Annotated in this window: 20 protein-coding genes; 13 read left to right on the top strand and 7 right to left on the bottom strand. The window is 52.4% G+C overall.

Annotated features, from left to right (window positions below; all coding sequences use genetic code 11):
* Positions 1-89: 89 nt before the first annotated feature.
* The 3 genes from GKC03_07270 to mvk all read left to right on the top strand — a co-directional run bounded on the left by GKC03_07270 (position 90) and on the right by mvk (position 2,820).
* The gene (locus GKC03_07270; GenBank protein ID NYT12330.1) at positions 90-1,217 is read left to right on the top strand and encodes an aminotransferase class I/II-fold pyridoxal phosphate-dependent enzyme; all 1,128 of its coding nucleotides are present in this window, start codon (positions 90-92) and stop codon (positions 1,215-1,217) included.
* Between the two features lie 130 nt (positions 1,218-1,347).
* Complete coding sequence (locus GKC03_07265) at positions 1,348-1,848, top strand: hypothetical protein (GenBank protein ID NYT12329.1); 501 nt, start codon at positions 1,348-1,350, stop codon at positions 1,846-1,848.
* Positions 1,849-1,899: 51 nt separating this feature from the next.
* Complete coding sequence (gene mvk / locus GKC03_07260) at positions 1,900-2,820, top strand: mevalonate kinase (protein NYT12328.1); 921 nt, start codon at positions 1,900-1,902, stop codon at positions 2,818-2,820.
* Positions 2,821-2,842: 22 nt separating this feature from the next.
* Here the strand turns inward: mvk and GKC03_07255 are convergent, their stop codons facing one another.
* Genes GKC03_07255 through GKC03_07245 form a run of 3 tightly spaced genes read right to left on the bottom strand, consistent with a single transcriptional unit; the run spans position 2,843 to position 5,757 of the window.
* Entirely contained in the window at positions 2,843-4,030 is a 1,188-nt protein-coding gene (locus GKC03_07255) for an NAD(P)/FAD-dependent oxidoreductase (GenBank protein NYT12327.1), read from the bottom strand.
* Positions 4,027-4,200 carry a 4Fe-4S dicluster domain-containing protein gene (locus GKC03_07250; protein NYT12326.1) on the bottom strand — a complete coding sequence of 58 codons (174 nt, stop codon included), beginning with the start codon at positions 4,198-4,200 and terminating at the stop codon, positions 4,027-4,029. Before GKC03_07250 ends, GKC03_07255 begins: the two co-directional genes overlap by 4 nt.
* Positions 4,201-4,209: 9 nt before the next feature.
* Complete coding sequence (locus tag GKC03_07245; protein NYT12325.1) at positions 4,210-5,757, bottom strand: radical SAM protein; 1,548 nt, start codon at positions 5,755-5,757, stop codon at positions 4,210-4,212.
* Between the two features lie 74 nt (positions 5,758-5,831).
* Between GKC03_07245 and GKC03_07240 the strand changes: the two genes are divergently transcribed.
* Positions 5,832-6,575: a TrmB family transcriptional regulator gene (locus tag GKC03_07240; protein ID NYT12324.1), complete on the top strand. Its 744-nt coding sequence runs from the start codon at positions 5,832-5,834 to the stop codon at positions 6,573-6,575.
* Positions 6,576-6,577: 2 nt separating this feature from the next.
* Here GKC03_07240 and GKC03_07235 read toward each other — a convergent pair whose 3' ends face one another.
* Entirely contained in the window at positions 6,578-7,936 is a 1,359-nt protein-coding gene (locus GKC03_07235; protein NYT12323.1) for a hypothetical protein, read from the bottom strand.
* 134 nt (positions 7,937-8,070) lie between these two features.
* Between GKC03_07235 and GKC03_07230 the strand changes: the two genes are divergently transcribed.
* From GKC03_07230 to GKC03_07220, 3 genes are all read left to right on the top strand, one after another.
* Positions 8,071-12,297 carry a lamin tail domain-containing protein gene (locus tag GKC03_07230; GenBank protein NYT12322.1) on the top strand — a complete coding sequence of 1,409 codons (4,227 nt, stop codon included), beginning with the start codon at positions 8,071-8,073 and terminating at the stop codon, positions 12,295-12,297.
* A 122-nt stretch (positions 12,298-12,419) separates the two neighbouring features.
* Complete coding sequence (locus tag GKC03_07225) at positions 12,420-13,751, top strand: mechanosensitive ion channel family protein (protein ID NYT12321.1); 1,332 nt, start codon at positions 12,420-12,422, stop codon at positions 13,749-13,751.
* A gap of 103 nt (positions 13,752-13,854) precedes the next feature.
* The gene (locus GKC03_07220) at positions 13,855-15,099 is read left to right on the top strand and encodes a cation:proton antiporter (protein ID NYT12320.1); all 1,245 of its coding nucleotides are present in this window, start codon (positions 13,855-13,857) and stop codon (positions 15,097-15,099) included.
* Here the strand turns inward: GKC03_07220 and serS are convergent, their stop codons facing one another.
* Genes serS through GKC03_07205 form a run of 3 tightly spaced genes read right to left on the bottom strand, consistent with a single transcriptional unit; the run spans position 15,100 to position 16,963 of the window.
* On the bottom strand, positions 15,100-16,362 hold the full coding sequence (gene serS, locus GKC03_07215) for a serine--tRNA ligase (protein NYT12319.1): 1,263 nt from the start codon (positions 16,360-16,362) through the stop codon (positions 15,100-15,102).
* A gap of 27 nt (positions 16,363-16,389) precedes the next feature.
* A complete protein-coding gene (locus GKC03_07210; GenBank protein ID NYT12318.1) occupies positions 16,390-16,656 on the bottom strand; it encodes a YhbY family RNA-binding protein in 267 nt (88 codons plus the stop codon).
* Entirely contained in the window at positions 16,646-16,963 is a 318-nt protein-coding gene (locus GKC03_07205) for a ribonuclease P protein component 4 (protein NYT12317.1), read from the bottom strand. The genes GKC03_07210 and GKC03_07205 overlap by 11 nt, the downstream gene beginning before the upstream one ends.
* 276 nt (positions 16,964-17,239) lie before the next feature.
* Here GKC03_07205 and GKC03_07200 point away from each other — a divergent pair, with 276 nt between their 5' ends.
* The 6 genes from GKC03_07200 to GKC03_07175 all read left to right on the top strand — a co-directional run bounded on the left by GKC03_07200 (position 17,240) and on the right by GKC03_07175 (position 21,457).
* Entirely contained in the window at positions 17,240-17,764 is a 525-nt protein-coding gene (locus tag GKC03_07200; protein ID NYT12316.1) for a 50S ribosomal protein L16, read from the top strand.
* A 29-nt stretch (positions 17,765-17,793) separates the two neighbouring features.
* A complete protein-coding gene (dph2, locus tag GKC03_07195) occupies positions 17,794-18,789 on the top strand; it encodes a diphthamide biosynthesis enzyme Dph2 (GenBank protein ID NYT12315.1) in 996 nt (331 codons plus the stop codon).
* A 109-nt stretch (positions 18,790-18,898) separates the two neighbouring features.
* The gene (mtxX, locus tag GKC03_07190; protein ID NYT12314.1) at positions 18,899-19,654 is read left to right on the top strand and encodes a methanogenesis marker protein Mmp4/MtxX; all 756 of its coding nucleotides are present in this window, start codon (positions 18,899-18,901) and stop codon (positions 19,652-19,654) included.
* A 9-nt stretch (positions 19,655-19,663) separates the two neighbouring features.
* A complete protein-coding gene (locus GKC03_07185) occupies positions 19,664-20,140 on the top strand; it encodes a 6-pyruvoyl tetrahydropterin synthase family protein (protein ID NYT12313.1) in 477 nt (158 codons plus the stop codon).
* Positions 20,141-20,144: 4 nt separating this feature from the next.
* The gene (gene queC, locus GKC03_07180) at positions 20,145-20,831 is read left to right on the top strand and encodes a 7-cyano-7-deazaguanine synthase QueC (GenBank protein ID NYT12312.1); all 687 of its coding nucleotides are present in this window, start codon (positions 20,145-20,147) and stop codon (positions 20,829-20,831) included.
* The gene (locus tag GKC03_07175; protein NYT12311.1) at positions 20,828-21,457 is read left to right on the top strand and encodes a radical SAM protein; all 630 of its coding nucleotides are present in this window, start codon (positions 20,828-20,830) and stop codon (positions 21,455-21,457) included. The genes queC and GKC03_07175 overlap by 4 nt, the downstream gene beginning before the upstream one ends.
* Positions 21,458-21,490 lie beyond the last annotated feature (33 nt).

The following is a 21,490-nucleotide window of genomic DNA, read 5'->3' as shown; positions in this document are numbered from 1 at the left end:
ACTGGAGAAGGAGAATCGAGCCCGATATATTGTTCTATGTTAACACGTATCACACAAAATGCAAATTCACAGTTGATGTTCACCAATCCATCATGTTCTCCAACAGGATCACTTCTGTAAATCCCTCCGGGGTGAGGGAGATCTTCGAGCTTGTGGGCGGAGACGCTATCAACCTGGGATTGGGGGAACCAGACTACGAACCTCCAAAGGTCGCCAAGGAGGCATTGAAAAGCGCCTTGGACATGGGAATGAACAAGTACGGTCCCACCATAGGTCTCAGCTCATTAAGGGAGTCAGTGTCCAACTATCTAGAGAGATACTGCGAGGGGATTACCTCGTCCAACGTAGTGATCACATCAGGGGCGACCGAAGCCCTCTTGGTCATCAGCCAATCGTTGTATGATATTGGAGATGAGGTGCTAATACCGGAGCCAGGATTCGTACTATACCATCCCCACGCGGTTCTGGCAGGAGCGAAACCTATCACCTACGGCCTCAGTGAGGAAGGGGGATTCGAGCCCGATATGGACGAGATCCAGGAGAAGATCACCAGCAGAACGAAGGCGATTGTAGTGAACAGTCCCTCAAATCCCACTGGGGGGGTAATATCCCGGGAGACATTCAACTCCTTGGCAGAGATCGCATCTGACAATGGCATTTACATCATCTCCGACGAGGTGTATGATAACTACATCTACGAGGGGGAGCACTTCTCATTCTGCGAACATCTGGATAACGCCATAGTGGTCAACTCGTTCTCTAAGTCCATGGCCACCACAGGATGGCGTATTGGATATCTGGTGACTAACGAAGAGGCTATCAAGCAGATATCGAAGATGCACTATTACACCATGGCATGTCCCCCAACTCCTATCCAGTATGCGGTGAACATTGCCATGCCCTACATGATGGAATTCTTGGAGGAGGTCGTCCCAGTTTTCGACAACCGAAGGAAGAAGATGGTATCGATGATAAATGAGATACCCGGGTTCAAGTGCGACCTGCCCAAGGGGTCTATATTCGCATTCCCATCCTACGACATGGACATTCCCTCCATGCAACTTGCAAAGGCGATCGCTTCCCAGGGCGTGATCTGCTCGCCGGGCATTGCCTTTGGTGCTAGGGGCGAAGGGCATCTTCGTTTCTCCTATGCGGCATCAGAGGAGGACATCGAGAAAGGCCTGATGATCGTCAAGGATGTGGTGGAGACCCTCTGATAGCCCATTCCGATTGCGGGACAAATTACTATTACGTGGGTTACAGTCTAGGTGATCGCAGATAGCACTCTGAATCAGAGATTGGAATTCATGTCTGAGAATTGGGGATCAAACAGGAGGAATCACGAATATGAACGGAAACGATGACCAAGAGGATGTTGTGGATTTCGGGGAGATAGTAGACCAAGAAGCTGAGAAGATCATCTTCGAGAAGAATCACGAACGGACTGTTGCCCTGGGAGACCTTTGGCTCTCCTTGATGAACGAGAAGGTGATGGAGTCTGATGCCCCTCTTGAGAAGAAGCTTGAGATTATGTTCGTCATGGCGACAAACTCACTCCTGGATCTTATCATGGGGTCTCAGCCAGGTGAGGTCGCCCTTCTAGTAGCCAAGAACCTGGATGAATATTTGCGGGTCGCCCTTGTGAACCGTAAGTACGGAACGGACTTGATGAAGGCTTTCCAGGACGAATTCTTCCAGGAATATGGCAGTGAGTTCGAGACCGAGGACGAACTTGATTGTGCCCTAGAGACCTTCGAGACCAATTGGTGGAACACCAAGAGAGAGGAGCTGGATAACAAGAGCCCTAACCGGGCCGTCAAGGAGATCACCGAGGAATACAATCTCTGATTATACGATGACAAATCGTTTTAGGTTCTGGGACCGTTCGGGTCATAGATGGTGATAACTTCAGCACCCGGGAAGCTCATTCTTCTGGGCGAACACGCCGTTGTGTTTGGCCTGCCCGCGATAGCTGTGGCGATAGATCTCAGGTTGAGATGCATCGCAACGCCATCCATCGAGTTCACCATCAACGGCAAGGTGATGGACACTACCTACCGTTCGTATATCAATGCGGCGATGGACAAGGTCTGGATGGGCGATCCGGTATCCGTTCAGACCTTCTCCAATCTCCCTTCCGGTTCGGGCTTGGGGTCCTCGGCCGCCGTTACGACCGCGACCCTGGCAGCCCTCATGCAGCTCAGGAGCGGTTTCGATCAGCCCACGGTGGCACGACTGGGTTTTGAAGTCGAGTCAGAGGTTCAGGGGAGGGCCAGCCCTATTGATACATCGGTAAGCACTCATGGACACGGTATCTTTGTGAACCGTAAGAAAGGGAAGGACCATCTTTGGACGATCAGAAGGGATGAGAGGTTGTGGCATATACACCATCTCCGAGTTCCTGAGCTGACCATTGTTGTTGGTTACACCGGAATCCATGCCTCAACCGGTCCGCTTGTAGATATGGTCAAGACGAGGGTGGAGGAACACCCCTGGGCGAGAGAGGCAATCGACCGGATCGGTGAGATATCCCTGGAAGGTATGAAGGCACTCAAGAAGAATGACCCGGATGTTCTTGGAGAACTCATGACGGAGGATCACTCCCTTCTATCGAGGCTGGGGGTTTCCTGCCCGGAGCTCGACGCCCTTGTGGAAGCAGCATTGCCCCATTCATTAGGTGCTAAGCTCACCGGAGCTGGAGGAGGCGGGAGCATGATCGCCCTGACCACGGAGGCTGAGAAGGTCTGCAGGGCCATTGAAGAAAGAGGCGGTGAACCGATCATCGTCCATACCGGAGTGCCAGGTGTCAGGCTGGAATAGGACGGGATCGGTCTTTCGGGTTTCAGATGAACTCTTCGAAATCCTTCACGAGATCTGGAAGCTCTTCCTTGATAACCTTCAATATGTTGTAGACGGACATCTTATCGACCCCCGCCTCGGCAAGGGTCTCGATGACCAGGTCGAACTGTTCATCGGTGATGGTTACGAGCTTCTCCTTTGCCATCCAGTTGCGCCACAGCTTGTCCTCAAGCCTGTTGCGCCAGAGCGTCTCATACTCCTGGAAGAACTCCTTGCTGAAGTCATTGGCCTCAAGGGCCTTAGCGGCCACCTTTCCGGCGTACATGCCGGAGAGGCATGCATGGGCAATGCCCCCTCCTGTAATGGGGTCGATCAGCCTTGCTGCATCTCCCACCAGCATCATGCCATCCATGACGGTCTCGTCGAGCGGGTGTGAGACGGACACCGCGCCGCTCACGGCCTCCAACGGTTGTCCTTTGGTGAAGCGCTCGTTGTCCTTGATGAACTTGTCCAGGTATCCCTTCACCTCTCCTGGCTTCTTGAGTTGAGAGAGGAGGATGCCCAATCCTACGTTGGCAGTATCCTCATCCTTGGGGAAGACCCAAACGTAACCTCCTGGCGCAGCGCTACCGATGAAGAACTCGGTGTACATGTGCTCGATATCTATCCCAGTGAGCCTGTACTGGAAGCATGTGGTGATGTCGTTCTGCGTGAGGCTGGTGTCCAGACCCGCCCATCTAGCGACCTGTGACTCGAATCCGTCGGCGGCGATCACGATCTTGGCCTCTATTGCCAAGGGCTCTCCGTAGCTGGAAGCGGTGACACCGACCACCTTGTCTCCCTCCTTCACCACGCCGGTGGCCGAGGTCTTGAGCATGATCTCCGCTCCAGCCCTTGCCGCGTTGGCAGCCATGGCCTTATCGAAGAGGTGACGCTCGAGGACCATTCCCACCTCGTTGCCGGCCATCTTCTCATCGACGTAGAATGAGCTTCCAGAGGGTGAGACGAGCTTGGCGCCATCGACCTCCTTGGCGACCCACTTCTTGTCCACCGGGACCTTGATCTCCTCGAACCAGGCGCGCGATACGCCCTCGGCACATCTGACTGGGGACCCGATCTCCTGGCGCTTCTCGATGATCAATACGTCCGCTCCAGCCTCTGCGGCGTGGCGGGCGGCCGAGCTTCCACCAGGTCCTGCTCCAACCACCAGTACATCGCACTTACGCTTCATGCTTTGGCCTCCATCTCTAGAGCCCCTACAGGGCAGACCTTCACGCATCGTCCACAGCGGTTGCAGGCGTCCGTGAATACGGGAAGGGTGTCATTCAGGAAAACGGCATTCTTGGGGCAGGAGCCCGCGCAAGCGCCGCAGTGCATGCATATCTCAACTGTAACTATCATTCTAATACCTCAGGTATACTCCTCGCCCTTGGTCTTCCTCCAATCCTCTATGGGCACGGAGTACTTCTTCTCTATGCGGGTACGATAGGTCGGACCACCGTTGTACGCGCAGAAAGGAATGATGCTGTTATCCGGTGTTACGTAATGGATAACGCAGCGCTTCACGCGCTCGATATCGTAGTTGTATCCGTCCTGGAAGTGCATACCGCCCACGAACATCATGTTCCATGAGAACTCGGAAAGTCCCTCCTTGGTATCGTCGCTGAACACCGTCTGCATGGTCTTCAGGAACCTGGTCATGGAGAGACCCTCGGGCAGGTTCTCCTTGATTATGGATTTCTTAAGAATGGAGAACGCCTTGAGCTTGGACAGGGTCTTGCTCTTCCCCCCCTCCATCTCTTTGGTGAGCTCCAACAGTCCGTCGAGCAGCTTCTCGGCATCGATGAATCTGGTGATGGGGATGACCCTACCGTTCTGAACGAACAGATAGGTGGCTAGACCGCAGTGCGGGTGCGCGGTGAAAGTGACCTTCTCCTCCTCAAGGAGTGCGGAGACGAAGGTGGAGATAGGTGCCACGACAGGGACCGGAAACCAATCGTCGTTATTGGTGTAACCGGTCTGATCGTTAACATCGTGGACCAGGTCAGTAAGGGTGTACCGTTCCTTCTCCCTCTGCTCCTTGCTGATCCTTCCAGTGAATGCCACTGGCTGGTAGTTGATGCCTCTTATCACATCACTGTTCTTTATGGCGAATTCCAGGATGGGACCGACCTGATCGTCGTTTATTCCCTTCACGATGGTGGGTACCAGCACGATCGAAGGGGGCTTGGCCAGTGCCTTGACATTCTCGATGGCTTTCAGCTTTGTCTCTAGCATTGGCTTGCCCCGGGCCGCCACGTAAATGTCCTCACGAAGGCCGTCGAATTGAAGGTAGATCGTGTTCAGGCCTGCCTCGGCACACTTCCTGGCGAAATCGGGGTCATTGGCCAATTTCACTCCGTTGGTGGCGACCTGGACCTGTGCGAATCCCATCTCCTTTGCTTTCTTTATGACATCGAAGAACCTGGGGTATATGGTGGGCTCTCCTCCGGCGAACTGGATTGCAGTGCATGGAACTGGTCTTTCATCCCTCAGTGTCTGCATCATCTGGACGACCTCATCGTAGGAGGGCTCGTACACGTACCCTGCGGCGTTCGCATTGGCAAAGCAGATGGGGCACTTCATATTGCAGCGGTTGGTCAGATCGAGGTTTGCGAGTGAGGTATGGCTAAGGTGAAGTTGGCAGAGGCCGCAGTCATCAGGGCAGACCTTCGCATCGGGGATCAGGGGATTGGAAACGCCCACTCCATCGAAGGCCAGGCTCTCGGCTTTGAGGTAGAGGTCCACATCTGACCAGTACACATCGGTTATCTTTCCGTGGTCAGGACATTCCTTTTCCATCAAGACCTTGCCGTCCTTCTCGAAGATGGTTGCGGTAATGATCTTACCGCACTCGGGACATAAGGACTCCGTTTGCTTTGGAAGTCCCTTCTTGAGTTTACTCTCTTGAATTAACATGAATACATCCCACGGATTGAATTGTAAGGTAAGGATTTAATACTTATGTAGTTGGTATAGCTACACGTAATCCCATGGATTTCTTGAACATTTTCAACATGAATGCAGGTACCTTGGAGGAGGAGTACGAATCTGTGTCCGCAATCCTCAGGAAACTGGGTCTTTCTGAGTACGAGGCGAAGACATACATCGCACTCGTAATCATGGACCGGGGGTCGGCAGAGGCGATTGGAGAAACGGCAGGTATTCCTCGCACTTCGGCCTACAAAGTACTCCAATCGTTGGAGGAGAAAGGATTCGTTACATCCATCGAGGGAAGACCCACCATCTTCCATCCAGTTCCTCCCTTAGATATCAAGATGGAAATTGTCGAAGAGATCTCGGAAGCCTTCGACAAGCTGAACGAGGTACAGGGAATACTTAGCGAAAGGGGGGTTCCGCAGCTCGTTTTCACAATAGTTGGAAAGGAGAAGGTGCTCGCAAAGATCGGAGAAATACTCGATTCATCGCTGAGCAGCTTCATCATCTCCAGCCCCCTTATCCGGGTCATCAGGCAGGTTCACGGAACGAAGTTCAGGGAAGCGTTGAAGAGGGGCGTGGAGGTCACTATCATAACCGAGCCATTCGTTAAGGTGCCATCCAGCACAAATCTCCATCGAAGAACGGGACTTCTGGCCACGGATGTATTCAGTGATGGAGAGATTGCGCTCATAGCCACCCCGGACCTTTCTCTTTGCGGGTTCACGGACAACCCATTCCTTGTCGAACATCTGGAGAACTTTCTCAGGATATCAATGGAGCAACTGGGACAGGATTGAGGTCATTCCTCCAGATCGATGAGGTCCGAATCCGAGGTGCCATTGCCATCTGTCCCGTTTCTATCACGTTGTTCAAGCCATCTGGCTGCGTACCTGCTCCTCGAGATAAGGTTCATTCTCCTCTGTTGCTCGGGCGTCGGTGCTGCGTTCTCAATGGTGAACGACCCGATCGAGGCCATGACCGTGGTGAGAACGATCACAACCAAGGTCACGCTCAGGAAGGCTGCACCCACCTCGGGGCTAACCACGCCAAGGGCCAGCGGATAGGATGCCAGTACCGCCGCGCTGAGTCCGCGGGGCATCATGAAGAACACCGCCATCTTGTTGGGTCTGGTGAGCCTGAACACCGAAGAGGTGATGTTCGCGGCGAGGAACCTTACCCCGACCAGGCCCAGGAAAATGCCCAATGCCAGAACGATGTAAGTTGTATCCACGGGCGTAACGCTGAAGACCATTCCAAGATAGACGAAGAAGAATGTTCTGACAAAGAAGGATATTTCGCAGTGGAACTGTCTGATCTCCTCGTTGAAATGGTACTCCCCCTTGAACTTCTTGAATATCCGGGCGAACTCCTCCTTGTTGCCCAGGACCAGCCCGAATACAAGGGCTGCTATGGCCCCCACACCACTCTGGCCGACCAGGATGTCAGTGAGGGCGTACATGATCAACAGAACAGCGATGGTCACCATGTATGAGAACGGCTGACCATTGAGCTTTGCCAGGATCCTCAACCAGAAGATGCCGAAGATCAGACCGATCATGAAGGAGACGAAGAACGCCGCCGCCAGACCCTGGATCGTGGGTCCAAGGTCTCCCGTGTGGGACTGCATCAGAAGGATTATCGACATGGCCATCACGATGACTATGACATCGGTCAGCGCCGACTCGATGGTGAGTAAGGTCCGCGTCTTCGGAGAGACCCTGAGACGGTTGACCAGCGGGATCACCACCGCCCCGCTCGTTCCACCGAGTATCGCTCCCAGAAGAAGTGAGGTTATGAAGTCCCAACCCATCAACATGAACGCGATGGCAGTGGTGATAATTATCGATAGGACGAAGGCCACTATAGTATGGAGCATTGTCCGGGTTAGCGAGCCAAGGACCTGATCATAGTTGAGGCCGAGGCCACCATCGAACATTATCATAGCCAGGGCCAAAGCCGCCAGGAATGGTGCCATCAGCTCTATGATGTTGAACATATCCTGGTCGATTATTCCAAAGGCGCCCGGGCCTATCAAGTACCCAAGAAGTATGAGGATCAGGACATCTGGTATCTTTGATTTGTTGAAAAGCAGGTTCGAGATGAATCCTATTATTATGATTGCCCCGATGGCCAGAAAAGCCATTACTACAGAAAGCATCCCAATCCTCTTCTCGGAGCATTAATTGAATCCTATAATAGATTTCCTGAGCCAATACCACCTGATGAATCCATGATGTATGTAGCCTGCAGGTAGCTGCAGGCCTTTTTACCGCTCTTGAACTAGCCATTCCAGTGAGCAATAAAAGGTTCGACTCGATAGCAATTCCCGGGTCAAGAAGATTCGCGGAGGGTCGGTGGCGAAAGGCTCAAATGCCTTTCTCAGTGGCGGCTGTGCTCCTCCTTGTTCTTTCCGGCTTCTCGATTGCACTGATCTACCAGGCCGATCTGAGAGAGGGCTCGAACCCTATCCCCCTGGAGATCGCTAGGGAGATGTCAAGAACTGCAGATGAGATCTCATTCGATCTCCAGGAGGTCGCTTATTCCAAGGCCATTGATTCTGTAAGGGCATCCAACGATATCAACGAGAGTGCCATCATGGCAAGGTTCTCTTCATCGCTCTCAGAACATGTGAGGATGAACTATCCTCGAGGAGTGGACGGGCTCCTTGTCAGGGCGAATACCTCCAATGCCACCCTGGTGTTCATGCGGACCTGCATGGAGGAGCTGTATCCAGAGCTGGAAGGCGATTATTCCAGTTACAACCTGACTACTGTTCCTGCTTACTTCGCCATGGCAGGAAATATCACCATCGTGGTGGAGGGATACGGCGGAATGGTCATACAACGAGAGGATCTAGAAACTGGCCTCTACCTTCCATTTCCATTGCTGGCTAATCGAATCGGGGCTCTCGCCGAAGCTCTGAGCGGAGGTAGGTGCGAGTTCGAGAACATAGTGAGATACGAGCTCTCAGCTTTGGCGCAGGACAGGGTCTTGAGGGGATATGGGCTAAGATCAAAACAAGGAGCGATGGGCACTTCAGAAGTGATAACCGAAGAGGATGTACTCAGGGCAATGAATCTAGCTTTATTGTTGGAGCAGAGGAAGCATCTGAGGTCTCTGGACCCTTCTCTGACCTCTTGGATGGAAGGTCAATGGCAAGGCGACTCCTCCATATTGAACAAATCGCTCAGAGGGGGCCAGGTGGATCCCGCTGATCTTCTTCTCTCATCTTATGGTTCATTGGAGTACGACATGGGGCTAATACTGGCCCAGAGCCTGTTTGCGATCTCTGATATTCTGGTACTCAAATGGTTGGAGTCCCTTCATGTTCTGGATCTCATAGAGGGATTGGAAACTTTGCTCGAGACGGGGGAACTCTCCCTAAACGGGCTAATAGAGAGCTGTTTTGGTATGGATCTTCTACAAGAGGAAATGATAGAATGGATATCGGAAAGGATGGCAGAATTTGGATACCTGGAGGAGAGCTACAGGTACTTGCACTTTAACGCCCCGGATGGAAAGATCACCGTCTCAGATCATCCATATTCAGTGGTGAATGATCTAAATCAGACCTACGCGCTGGATCTTGGAGGGGAATATGAGGTGGATTTTCCATCAGTGGACATTTTCTCTTCATCAATCTGGGGTGACTTTCTGGAGGAATGGAAGCGCTCGTCGTTTCAACTCGGGGAGACTCTGAGCCTTTTCTTGAAACAGGTGGTGCTTGGCATAATCTCACACTTTGGAACGCCATCTGTCCAGATGGATCTCGACCCTCTCGATGGCGAGAGTCCTCTGGATCGCCTAATGGACTCACTAGGAAGCATTTTGGAGCAGGATTGGTTCACATCCGTCCTCGAAGAGGCGGAGGAGAGCGTAGGACTGGTGGACGTCATGTCGGAAGAGCTGTGCGCCTTCATGGACGCCCACTGGAGAGACATACTCAGTACCGAGGAATCCTTGGAGGCGGCCATCACGCAAGTGGTTCAGGAAATGGTGAACGAGACCTCCGATTCCATCCCCCACATGGGTGAGCGATCCAAGAGGATGATGGAACTCGAGCTTAGAAGCTACTTCACCAGTTCAACGACCTGGAATCTGATGGATGTTCTGGAAGTTGAATATCAGAGGGCATCATCCTGGAGGTTGGAGGCGATGAGGGATGTGTTTGCGAAGCAGGTCTTTCAGACATCCTTTGGCCAGATCTCCAGCCTGCTTTCTGATCTGATCTCAGGTTCTATGGAGGGATTACCCGGTTTGGAGGGCATTCTGGCAGGATATGTTCAGAGGCAGATGTCCCAGATTAAGGATAGTTTCGAATTGAGATGCGACAGGATTGTGGTCCCCGTTCCCAAGGATTCTGGCTTCACCATAATGTTAAGGGATTGCGATATGCAGGAGACCATCCAGGTAGATGCCAATCCACTGGTTTCTGAGGGCTCCGATCGAATCGAGATAGGTATAATGATGCCCTGGGATCACCCAAGAAACGATTTTTATCCAAACACCCATATGACGGAGTTGACCAACCTTTCACTCGTACCATACGTCACACAGTGGACAGTTCAAATACAGGGCGATATCCGGTTGTCTGCGAGTTCCATTGAGTCGTCCAATATGTTTCTGGGTGCGGAGTCGCCCTCATGCGAGAAACGGGTGAGGATCTCCACGGAGTTCACCATAGCTGTGAACACTGGATGGGCCCTTCAAGGAGTAGATTACTCTCCCACTTCCACCTTGATGGGAAAGGTTACAAGTTTCATGGAGGGCATCTGGAATGGTATCGTGGATGCCCTGAAATTTGTGGCCAACGGCATCACTGCGGCTTTCGATTTCTTCAAGGACATGTTCTCCACCCTTCTCTCCTATTCCATGAAGGGGGTGGAATACCTCTCCCAAGTTCTGCAGGCAATGGTCTCAGGTCTTCAGGGAATATTGAAAGGAGCGGCGGGTACCGCCTTCGATCTGATGGGGAAGTTCGTGGAGTCAGTGTTGGGTACGGTGGAGTTCAATACCACTGTATTCGGGTTGAGATTCTCGGTAGAAACCAACCCGGTCGATCTAGCCTTGGGCAAGATCAAAGACATCCTCAAGGTGACGTTCTCCATGTCAGTGATGGGGACCACCATCTCCATGGCTAATCGGTTGGTGAGACTGGGGAACGGAGAGTATGACATTCTGATCAACTGCACACTTGGACAGGACGAATGGAGCCTGAGCATTGTGGTCGATCCCTTGATGAAGATATTCAGTCATTTCGTTGAGATCAAGGGGATATTCTCTGATCTGGTTCTGCTGCTCTACCTTCCCGAGGTCGTCCAGTATACAAGCCACATGATCTCCTTGAAAGATATTCCAGGTCTGGGTGCCCTTCTTTCTAACATTCCCACCCCTATCCCGGGTGTGAAGGCATCTATCGACGCTGGGCTCGAGGTCAAGTTCAACTCACCTTTTGTGAATCATCTGGTCATCAACGAGTACGAGCAGAATCCCGCCGGTCTCGACAATGGCAATGAATGGATAGAGATCTACAACCCGACGGACCGGGCCATCTCGCTCAAGGACTGGTCGGTGGAGACGTCACATGGCAATCAGAGGCTGGAAGATCTTACCGGAGTATCGATCATGCCCCATGAGAGGGTAGTCTACACCTTCAAGCATCAGGCGCTCGACAACGGAGGAAGGGTGAAGTTCCCCATTTGCGAGAGCATTGTCCTCAAGGACGCCTCGGGTAACAGAGTAGACTCTACGCCGTGGACGACTGACCATTACAACGATGGCAGATCATGGCAACGAGTTTACGATGGTGCTGATCGCTGGGTTTTCAAGGAGGCAACCAAAGGTTCGACAAACGGCAAAATGATGGTAACCTCATCGGAAATAGACTTCATCACCAGGACGATATGGGATTCTGCGGCCAGGGCTTTTAGTGAAGCGGAAGGTGTCGAACCTTCCCTAGAATCGCTTGGTTACGTCTTCAGCAGGACGGTGGATCTGATCATGGAGAAATGCATCGATGTCCTCGCATCTTCAATTGTGGAGATGAGATTGTATGTCGAGGTATCATTGAACGAATACTCCGGTTCGTTTGGAGGGGGTTTCTCGTTGAGCCTGGTCATAACCGAAAACTGCGTAAGAGAGACCCTTTCGTTGATAGGAGATATGATCTGCAAGGCGTTGCTCGATGTGAAGAATCCTCTTGGGATTACCTCTCAGACCTCAATAGTTGAGCGGCTCGCTGAGCACATTTTCATACGCTTCTCGGTCTTCGGACGAGCTGGACTTCCCGGAATGGTATCAAGTGTAATCGACACTCCCGAGTTCAGGCTAGAGTCCATGGTGAGCATCAACTTAGCCTGTGTAGGATCTGCTTTTGGATTCGATATAGGTGCATGGAAGATAGAGTTTGGAGTGGCGATCACAGGGATCCCCGCGGTATTCCTGCCTAATCTGTTTGCGGTCGATGTCGATAAGAAAGCGGACGTCTGGCTGGTCAAGGGGATGATATTCGCATCATAAGTTACCATGTACCGTTCTATCCCGTTAATATTGGAATACTGGTAGGCTTCCGAAAATGGTGACTTGGCCAGTTGTGTCGGGATTAGGCAAATTTGAAATACCTATATTATTTTGTGTCGACTATGGCCGCGGAAATGTCCTCCCCACTCCCAATCGGGGAGGGAGAGTGGATGAACGAGTACGGCTGGGCATTACTGGCAGTAATAGGGCTCATAGTCTTCTCTCTATACATATGGTCATACCTTTCCAAGCATTTCGAGCTGATGAGAGCCAAGGAAGGCAAGTACACCGATTCAGATGTCATCGACTTCCTGGAGCGATTCATAAGGATTGCTATCGTGATCATTCTGCTGGTTTCATTATTCTTCATAGCTTCATTGTTCTCTGAATGGTTCCGTGAGAATGTTTGGACTCCATTCTTAGGATATGCCTTGGACATAATATTCATAGTGGTCGTTGTGATGGTGGCAATGCTGATCGTCAGGGTGCTCAGACGATTGGCAAGGAGAGCAAGGATAAAATCCTCGTCCGAGGAATCGATCCATCCCAGTGCCGTTGAGTTCACAAGCCTGTTCATGAGCTACGTCGTCTACGCGGTAACCGGTATCCTCGTCATCCTGATTCTCATCTCAATGGTGCCTAATTTTAGCCTGGCGGCAGCGATTGAGGACTTCATTTCCGAGAACGCCGGCAGTCTCATGATAACAGGCGTCATTGTCGTGGCAATCTACTTCCTTGATAGACTGGTAGAGGCGATCCTCGAGGACTTCAAGTTCAGGACCAAGCGCTTCAGCCCCAAGGAGGTGGACTTCCTCAAGACAGGTGTAAGGTACTCCCTGTTCTTCATCGCAACCCTGACGGCGATCTTCAGTATCCTGACCATGCTGGGACTGGAGCTGGTAGGCCTGGTACTGGTGATAATAGTGATCACTTTCGTATGCTTGGTACTGGCGCTTTCATATTCCACCATCCAGAACGTAGTGGCTGGATTCGGCCTGATGGACACAGGCCCCTTCGATGTGGGCGACCGGATCGGAATTGGCGGTAATATAACCGGTGATATCGTGGAAAAAGGTCTGATCTTCACCAGAGTAAGGACACTTGAGGGGGAGATCGTGGACATACCGAACAGCGAGATGATCGAGGAGAAGATCTTCAACTACACCCTCTCGGGTGAGCACGGAATAACCGTCAGCATCGAGGTCTCATACGAAGTTCCCCACGGAAAGGTCGAGAGAATACTCAAGCGGGCTGCCGATCAAGTGGACAACGTCAATAAAGATCACAAGCCCGAGCTGTACGCCAAGGATGTCCGTGGTAACCACATCATTTACGACGTGGTAGTCTTCACCAATGAGCCCATGAAAGATCGTCGCATCCGTTCGAACCTCATTTTCAAGCTGCAGGAAGAATTCCACAAGGATGGACACAAGGTCCTTTTCGAATCTCCTTGATCGAGGTCGAAAAACATCAATAATCTTCATAGCCAATAGCTACTGGTAGAACTGAATCGAGAACTTTTATTAATGTCACACCTTATCCGATGAACGGGATGAGATGCAGTCCGATCCGCAGATATGGTTTCAGCTGACGCTACTTCTAATGATTGCCGTCATCAGTCACTTCGTCATCAGCAAGATGCGGCAGCCCATGGTGGTAGGTGAGATCCTGATCGGGATGCTGTTGGGTCCCAGCGTGATCGGATTCACTCTGATCGATGTCGATCTGGTCGCCACTTTCGCCCAGTTCGGAGCGATTGTCCTCCTTTTCATGATAGGGCTCGAATCGGATCTGAAATCAATCTACACCAAGCGAAACATAACCATCGCCATAGGGGGTGTCGTGGTGCCCTGGGTCGCAGGCTTCGCCGTTTTCACGATACTCATGCCCGATGCGGGCACTACCCAGGCGATATTCGTGGGAGCCACTCTAGTGGCTACCAGTGTAGCTGTGACCGCTAGCGTTCTGATGGAACTCAAGATGATTAAGAAGCCGGTTGGTCAGGCAATACTCGGCGCTGCCGTTGTCGATGATATTCTGGGAATGGTGGTCCTCGCTATTGCCGGTGGCACGGCTGGTGGGCAGGTCGACATCCTGGGTATAATCTACCTGATCGTCGCCGCCATAGGGTTCGTGGTAATAGGAATCTGGGCAGGCACGAAGTATCTCTGCCGCATACTGGAGAAGGCTGATCGGGAAGCAAAAGGGCGGGGACTCGAACACACTGGATTCCTCCTCGCACTGATGATAGCCCTGTTCTACGCCTACATTGCTGAGGTGATAGGGATATCGGCCATCGTGGGCGCGTTCGTTGCAGGAACGGTTTTCTCCTCCCTGGCTATCAAGGGGGAGTTCGAACGGGGTACCAAGTACCTGGGAGCGGTCTTCGCACCGGTATTCTTCATTTCCTTGGGCATCCTTTTCGACGTATCTGGTCTCGCCAACTTCATCTGGGTGGCGATCATAATCTCAGTGGTGGCCGTGCTCTCAAAGGTGATTGGGTGCGGAATTCCAGCCCTGGCTCTGGGCATGTCCATCAAGGAATCGATCGCAGTGGGCATAGGAATGAGCCCAAGACTCGAGGTGGCCATGATCATCGCCCTTTACGGTCTCTCTACCGGAATAATTGGACAGGACGTTTACTCTATCGTGGTCTTCATGGGCCTTATCACCGCGTTGATAACTCCACCTCTTTTCAGGTTGATGTTCCGTGGAGGCTCATCCAAAGGTGCCATAAACAGCTGGGACTCCCCACATCTGAAGGAAGGAAGAATAAAGAATGGAAGGGGACCGGCGCTTTGATCACTCGATGAGTTCCTGTCCCTGCATGTATGGTCTCAGTATCTCAGGTATGGTCACCGTCCCATCCTTGTTCTGGAAGTTCTCCAGAACAGCCACCATGGTCCTTGGAAGAGCTATACCAGAGCCGTTGAGGGTGTGGACGAACTCGCTCTTCATGTGTGGTTTCGGACGGTACTTTACCCTTGCCCTTCTGGCCTGGAAGTCGGTGAAGCAACTGCACGATGAGACCTCCAGCCATTTGTCGCTACCCGGGGCATAAGCCTCAATGTCGTAGCACTTTGCTGCGGCGAAGCCAAGGTCGCCCGTGCATAAAGTCATCACTCTATAAGGAAGCTTGAGGTCTCTCAACACGTCCTCCGCATTGTCCAGCAGGGTCTCGAGCTCATCGAAAGAGTTCTCCGGAAGAACGAACTTCACCATCTCCACCTTGTTGAACTGGTGAACCCTTATGATTCCCTTGGTATCTGCGTGCTTCCCGGCCTCCCTGCGGAATGATGGAAGATATGCCGTGTAGTAGATGGGGAGGTCCTCTTTCTCCAGTATCTCATCTGCAAGGAGATTCGTGACCGGAACCTCTGCAGTGGGATTCAGCCAGAGATCGTCCCTCTCAATCCAGTACATGTCATCCTTCAGCTTTGGATACTGACCTGTACCGATGACCGAATTCTTGTTTACGATCACGGGAGGGAAGATCTCAGTATATCCCTGGCCTCTATGAAGGTCGAGCATATAGTTTATTAGGGCTCTTTCCAGCCTTGCTCCATCTCCTTTAAGGACGTAGAAACCGCTTCCAGTAATCTTCGTTCCCCTGGCGAAATCGATTATGTCGAGATCCTCTGCGATCTCGATGTGATCCTTGGGCCTGAAATCGAAGTCCGTTGGTGAGCCGAACTCCCTTATCTTCAGATTGTCCTCGTCGCTCGCGCCCACCGGCACGCTCTCATGGGGTATGTTCGGGATATTGAGTACCACCTCGTCTCGTTCATTTTCGAGCTCGGCAATCCTCGCATCCAGATGTTTTATACGGTTCGAAACATCCTTCATCTCACCGATCTTTCCCTTCTTCTCCTCGCCAGACATCGTGGGGATCTCTTCAGCAACAATGTTCCTTTGCCTCTTCAGCTGGTTGCTCTCATCAACTAGCCTTCTCCACTCGCCGTCGATCTCCAGGAACCTATCCAGAATTTCCTCCTCATACAGTCGGTTCCTAAGAGCGCTCCTGACCAGCTCTGGGTTCTCCCTGATCACAGCAACATCGAGCATTGCATCCCTTCCCGTTAATCAAGGTCTCTATTGAAAAAGCCTTTTGTCGCAGAGCAGGACAGTGTTCCCCCTCAAATCCACGAGACCGGTCTGGGTCCTCTCTGCCAGTTCAGCGGCGGCATCCTCCTTAGGGACATCAGATGATGGAAGGAGCTTGACCTTGACCAGGTGTTTTTCCTTGATCTGTCTGACGATCTCATCGACGATTCCCTCGGTTATGCCGCTTTTTCCCACATGGATCGTGGGCTTCAGTTCGGCACCCCGCTTGATAAGCTCCTTATTCTTACTGCTCATGTAACCGCCTCTTCTCGGCAAGGTAGGGGTGTCTCCGTATATGGCCGCATTCCTTGCAGGTAGTGCTGATTCGATTGGATCTCAGTCTGACCGTGCAGTTCTTCCCCGGTACGAGGGGAGAAAGGCATTCCCTGCAATAGAGGAACTCCCGGGGCATCCGGGTATTGGTCCTCATCCCGATCCTTCTGGCGAGTTGCACGTAACGCCTTCCTCTCTCAATGTTACCAGAGATTGCCTGTTCCTCCGCCAGATTCAGGAGGCGTTGTATCCTCTCGTTCGCAATAATCCTGGCTTCCTTTTGAGAGATGCGCTTTCTGGCCGTAGGGTGACCCCCTTGTTAAGCCGTAGGATGATTCAATTGAAATAACTTTCTCGTGAGTAGACCCCCAAAAGGGCAAAAGATCATCCTCTAGACGGAACTTGCCTCTGGGTCATCGGGCGGGTTTACCAACTCAGAAATGTCTTCAAAGCCTTCCCCAGACGACCTGGAGGTGGCCGGAGACAACGGCCATTTCGGCAATCTTCAAATAGAAAAAGATTTATGTAGCCTTCCCTTCTGTGACATGACAATTGGTGATGAATGATGGCAAGGAAGCCCGCAAGAATGTATCGCGAGATCAAGGGACAGGCATATACCCGGAGGGAGTACATGGGTGGAGTGCCTGCCTCCAGGATCATTCAATATGATATGGGAGAAACCACTGGAGACTTCCCTATTCAGGTTTCACTAAAGGCTAAGGAGCCCTGCCAGATAAGGCACACCTCCATGGAGGCCGCGCGTATCGCTGCCAACAGACTCCTATCCAAGAGGGTTGGCACGGTCAACTACCACCTCAAGATCAGGATCTATCCGCATCACGTTCTCAGGGAGAACAAACTCGCAACTGGGGCGGGAGCGGACAGGGTATCCAGCGGCATGAGGCACGCCTTCGGCAAGAACGTTGGAACCGCCGCAAGGGTGAATTCCGGTCAGACGGTCATGACCGTGTGGACCTACCCCAATCAGTTCAATCTAGCAAAGGAGGCCCTCTGGAGGGCATCCATGAAGCTCACGACTCCCTGCTCCATCGAGATAGAGAAGGGTGAGGAGCTCATTCCCAAGTCTTAAACCCCCCCTTTCCCTTCTATTTATTCACCGTGTCTTCGATGTACGATTTCAACCTGGATGAGGTCTCGGACTGGATTGTCCGCAGGGAAGCGAAAAAGGTCGCCGTCCAGCTGCCCGAAGGGCTGAAGCTTCACGCCCTGGACATTATGAGTGGTCTGGAGGAGAGGACCGGGGCGGATATCCTTCTTCTAGCTGATCCATGCTATGGTGCCTGCGACTTCCCGACGGATTTCAGGAGATTTGCCGAAGCGCTTGTCCAGTTCGGTCACGCTGAAATGCCCTGCCTGCGAGCTCCTGATGACGTGTTCTTCGTCGAGGTACATGCAGATGTGGATCCAATACCACTGCTGGAGGAAGCCTTGGAGAAGCTTGGAGAGAAAGTGGGGATAATAACCACGGTCCAACACATTCGGCTTCTCCCAACAGTCAAGGAATGGCTAGAGAAGAATGGAAGGGTCGCCATTGTCAGCGAGGGCGATAGTCGAGTGGCCCATGCTGGTCAGGTTCTGGGATGCAATGTTACGCCCGCTTCTTCACTTGCAGCTGCGGTGGACCAGTTCCTCTACATCGGAAGCGGCAACTTCCATCCGCTTGCGGTCTCCATAGAGACTTCGAAACCAGTGATCGTGATCGACCCCCTCAATCGCGAGGTACGAGATGTGCAGGATCTGACAGACAAGGTACTCAGACAGAGACACGGAGCGATTGTGCTGGGCTCAGAGGCCAAGATCTTCGCTATCCTGGTCTGCACCAAACCCGGACAGATGAGACTGGAGCTCGCTAGGTCGCTCAGGAGCAAGCTTGAATCTAAGGGGAGAAAGGGCTTCCTGATAGCTATGGACCGTTTCGATTCTGACAGCCTGATCGCTCTGAAGGTCGATGCCTACGTATCCACAGCGTGTCCGAGATTGGCCATAGACGATTACCTGAGGTACAACAAGCCCATACTCACACCGGTCGAGCTGGAGATTGCACTCGGCCTCCGTGACTGGGAGGATTACAGGTTCGACAGCATTCTAGGGTAAAGGACCTGTTTCTCATCTGGACAGTCCCAATTTCAGTGTCAATTCGAAACATAGAAATGCAAGGCAAGATAATCAGTGAACGATGTTGACGGGAGAGATGATCCTTTCCATGGCCGTGAACCCTGATATCGTGATAGGTATTGGGACCAAGCTGAACGCCACCAAGGTGGAAGCCAGCGTCGCAGTGGCCAATGAGAAGGGTTACGGTGTCACCCAGATCTACACGAACCCTGATAAGATGGTGATGGATCTTCTCGAGGGGGAGATACAGGCAGCGGTCAGAGGGGACATGGGGTCGAACGAGGCCATGGCTGCAATCAAAGAGGGGTTTGGCATTGATCGTGTCATGAGGGTGGCGGTTCTCGAGCCCCGGGAGGAAGGGCTGTTCTTCTTTGGACCAGTTGGCATCGATGAGGGATGGGATCTGGAAGAGAAACGGGATTTCATCACCCTGGGCATCGAGATGCTGGAGAGAATGGGCATCGAGCCCTCAATAGGCATCCTTTCTGGAGGAAGGCTTTCAGATATTGGTCGAAATCCAGTGGTCGACAAGACCATCAAGGATGCCGAGGAGATTGTGTTGTGGGGGAGGGACATAGGACTGGACATCGAGCATGATGAGATACTCATCGAGAAGGCCGTTTCCAGCCGAAATTTCATACTCGCCCCCGACGGAATCTCGGGCAATCTCATCTTCCGGACCCTGCACTTCCTGGGCGGAGGACGGGCATTGGGGGCGCCAATAATTAATATCGACAGGGTATTCGTTGATACATCTAGAGCTAAGTTAAGTTATGTTGACTCGATAGCGCTTGCATCCGCAATGGTTGGAAAGGGATACTGCCAGGAATTCTGCATTCAGTAGGGATTTGAAATGAGATTGGAAATAGACGGAAGATACTCGAACATCAAGTTCTCGGCATGCCACTTTATCGCCGGGCACGCGCGGTGTGGCAAGCTGCACGGTCATGTGTACGTGGTGCAGATGATCCTTTACGGTGAGAAGGGCGAGAACGGAATGATAATGGATTTCATCGATCTGAAGCGGGCACTGCGCCGCATTACCGAAGAGTTCGATCACAGGGTCCTACTCCCGGGAAGTTCCAAGAGGGTCACCATCGAGGAAAAAGGGGACGAGGTTGAAGCAAGAATTGACGGAAAACGGTATGTTTTCCCCAAGGAGGACATACTCATCCTTGACATCTCCGAATCAAGCGCCGAGGAGATAGCCGAGACCATGCTCAACCGAGTCATCGAGGAGGTCGACTTCCCATCCAACATCCGCAGGATCGAGGTAGGAGTGGACGAGGAACGAGGGCAGAGCGCTTGGGTCTCTCGCGACCTGAGGTGATTTGGTGGCAAGGGCAGTGGTCCTGCTTTCTGGAGGGCTGGATTCAACAGTCACTCTGGCTCACGCACTCTCAAAGGGTGACGAAGTTGTACCACTCACCATCCATTACGGCCAGAGGCATGATAAGGAGCTATTCGCGGCGAAGGATGTGGCGTCGTATTACGACCTCCAGAAACACATCATAATCAACCTGGACATAGGTTGCTTCAGCTCCAGCGCGCTCACCTCAATGGCGATCGAGGTTCCCGAGCGGGGTTCGGTAGATGCTATGAAGGATGAGATCCCAGTAACCTATGTCCCAGCCAGGAATATAATATTCCTGTCAATAGCCGCGGGCCTCTGCGAGTGCGAATCCGCCTCTAGGGTATACATCGGGGCGAATGCAGTGGACTATAGCGGATATCCCGATTGCCGTCCCGAATTCTTTAAACAGTACCAAAAGGTTCTGGAGGTGGGCACCAAGACCGGTGTGGAAGGAAAGCCCATAGAGATAATCACGCCCATCATCGGAAAGACCAAGGGGGAGATCGTCGCGATGGGCAAGGAACTGGGCGCACCCCTCCATCTCACATGGAGCTGCTACAAGGGAGGGATGAAGGCATGCGGTCGGTGCGATTCCTGCCTCCTCCGGTTAAAGGGGTTCGAGGAGGCTGGTTACCAGGACCCCATTCAGTATGAGGGAATGATATGAGGATCTGTGAAATTTACTACTCCCTTCAGGGCGAGGGAATGCTCATGGGCCTACCAACGGTCTTCATCCGAACGGTAGGATGCAATCTAGACTGCTCCTGGTGCGACACCCCTTACGCGAGGGATGGAGGGGAGGAGATGCTGGTGGAAGATATAGCCAAGAAGGTCGAGGCCTTCGGCGTTGACACTGTTTGCATCACAGGGGGTGAGCCACTTATCCAGGATGAGACCTATGGGCTGATCGATGCCCTTCTGGAGAGGGGGTTCTACATACAGCTGGAGACAAACGGCTCCATCTCATTGGATAAGCTGCCCTGCTATGAGGAGCTGATGATCAGCATGGACATCAAGACCCCATCATCTGGGATGAAGGGTAGTACTGTCATGAAGAACCTGGAGATGCTGTCACCATTCGATCAGCTCAAGTTCGTGGTCGCAGGGAAGGAGGACATGGACTTCGTGGAGGAGATACTCTCCAGCAACGAGATCAAGTGCCCCGTCATCGTGACCGCCGTGGGTGGAGTGGAACTACTTGATGTTGCGGAGTGGGTGCTGTCCAAGAGGTTGCAGATACGGGTCATGCCCCAGCTGCATAAGATCATATGGGGCGAGCAAAGGGGCATCTGAGCCCATTCTAATCCCTTAGCAACCGTTAAATAA

This window comes from Methanomassiliicoccales archaeon (genome assembly GCA_013415695.1).
GTDB lineage: Archaea > Thermoplasmatota > Thermoplasmata > Methanomassiliicoccales > JAAEEP01 > JAAEEP01.
This window is presented reverse-complemented; position numbering and strand designations above follow the sequence as displayed.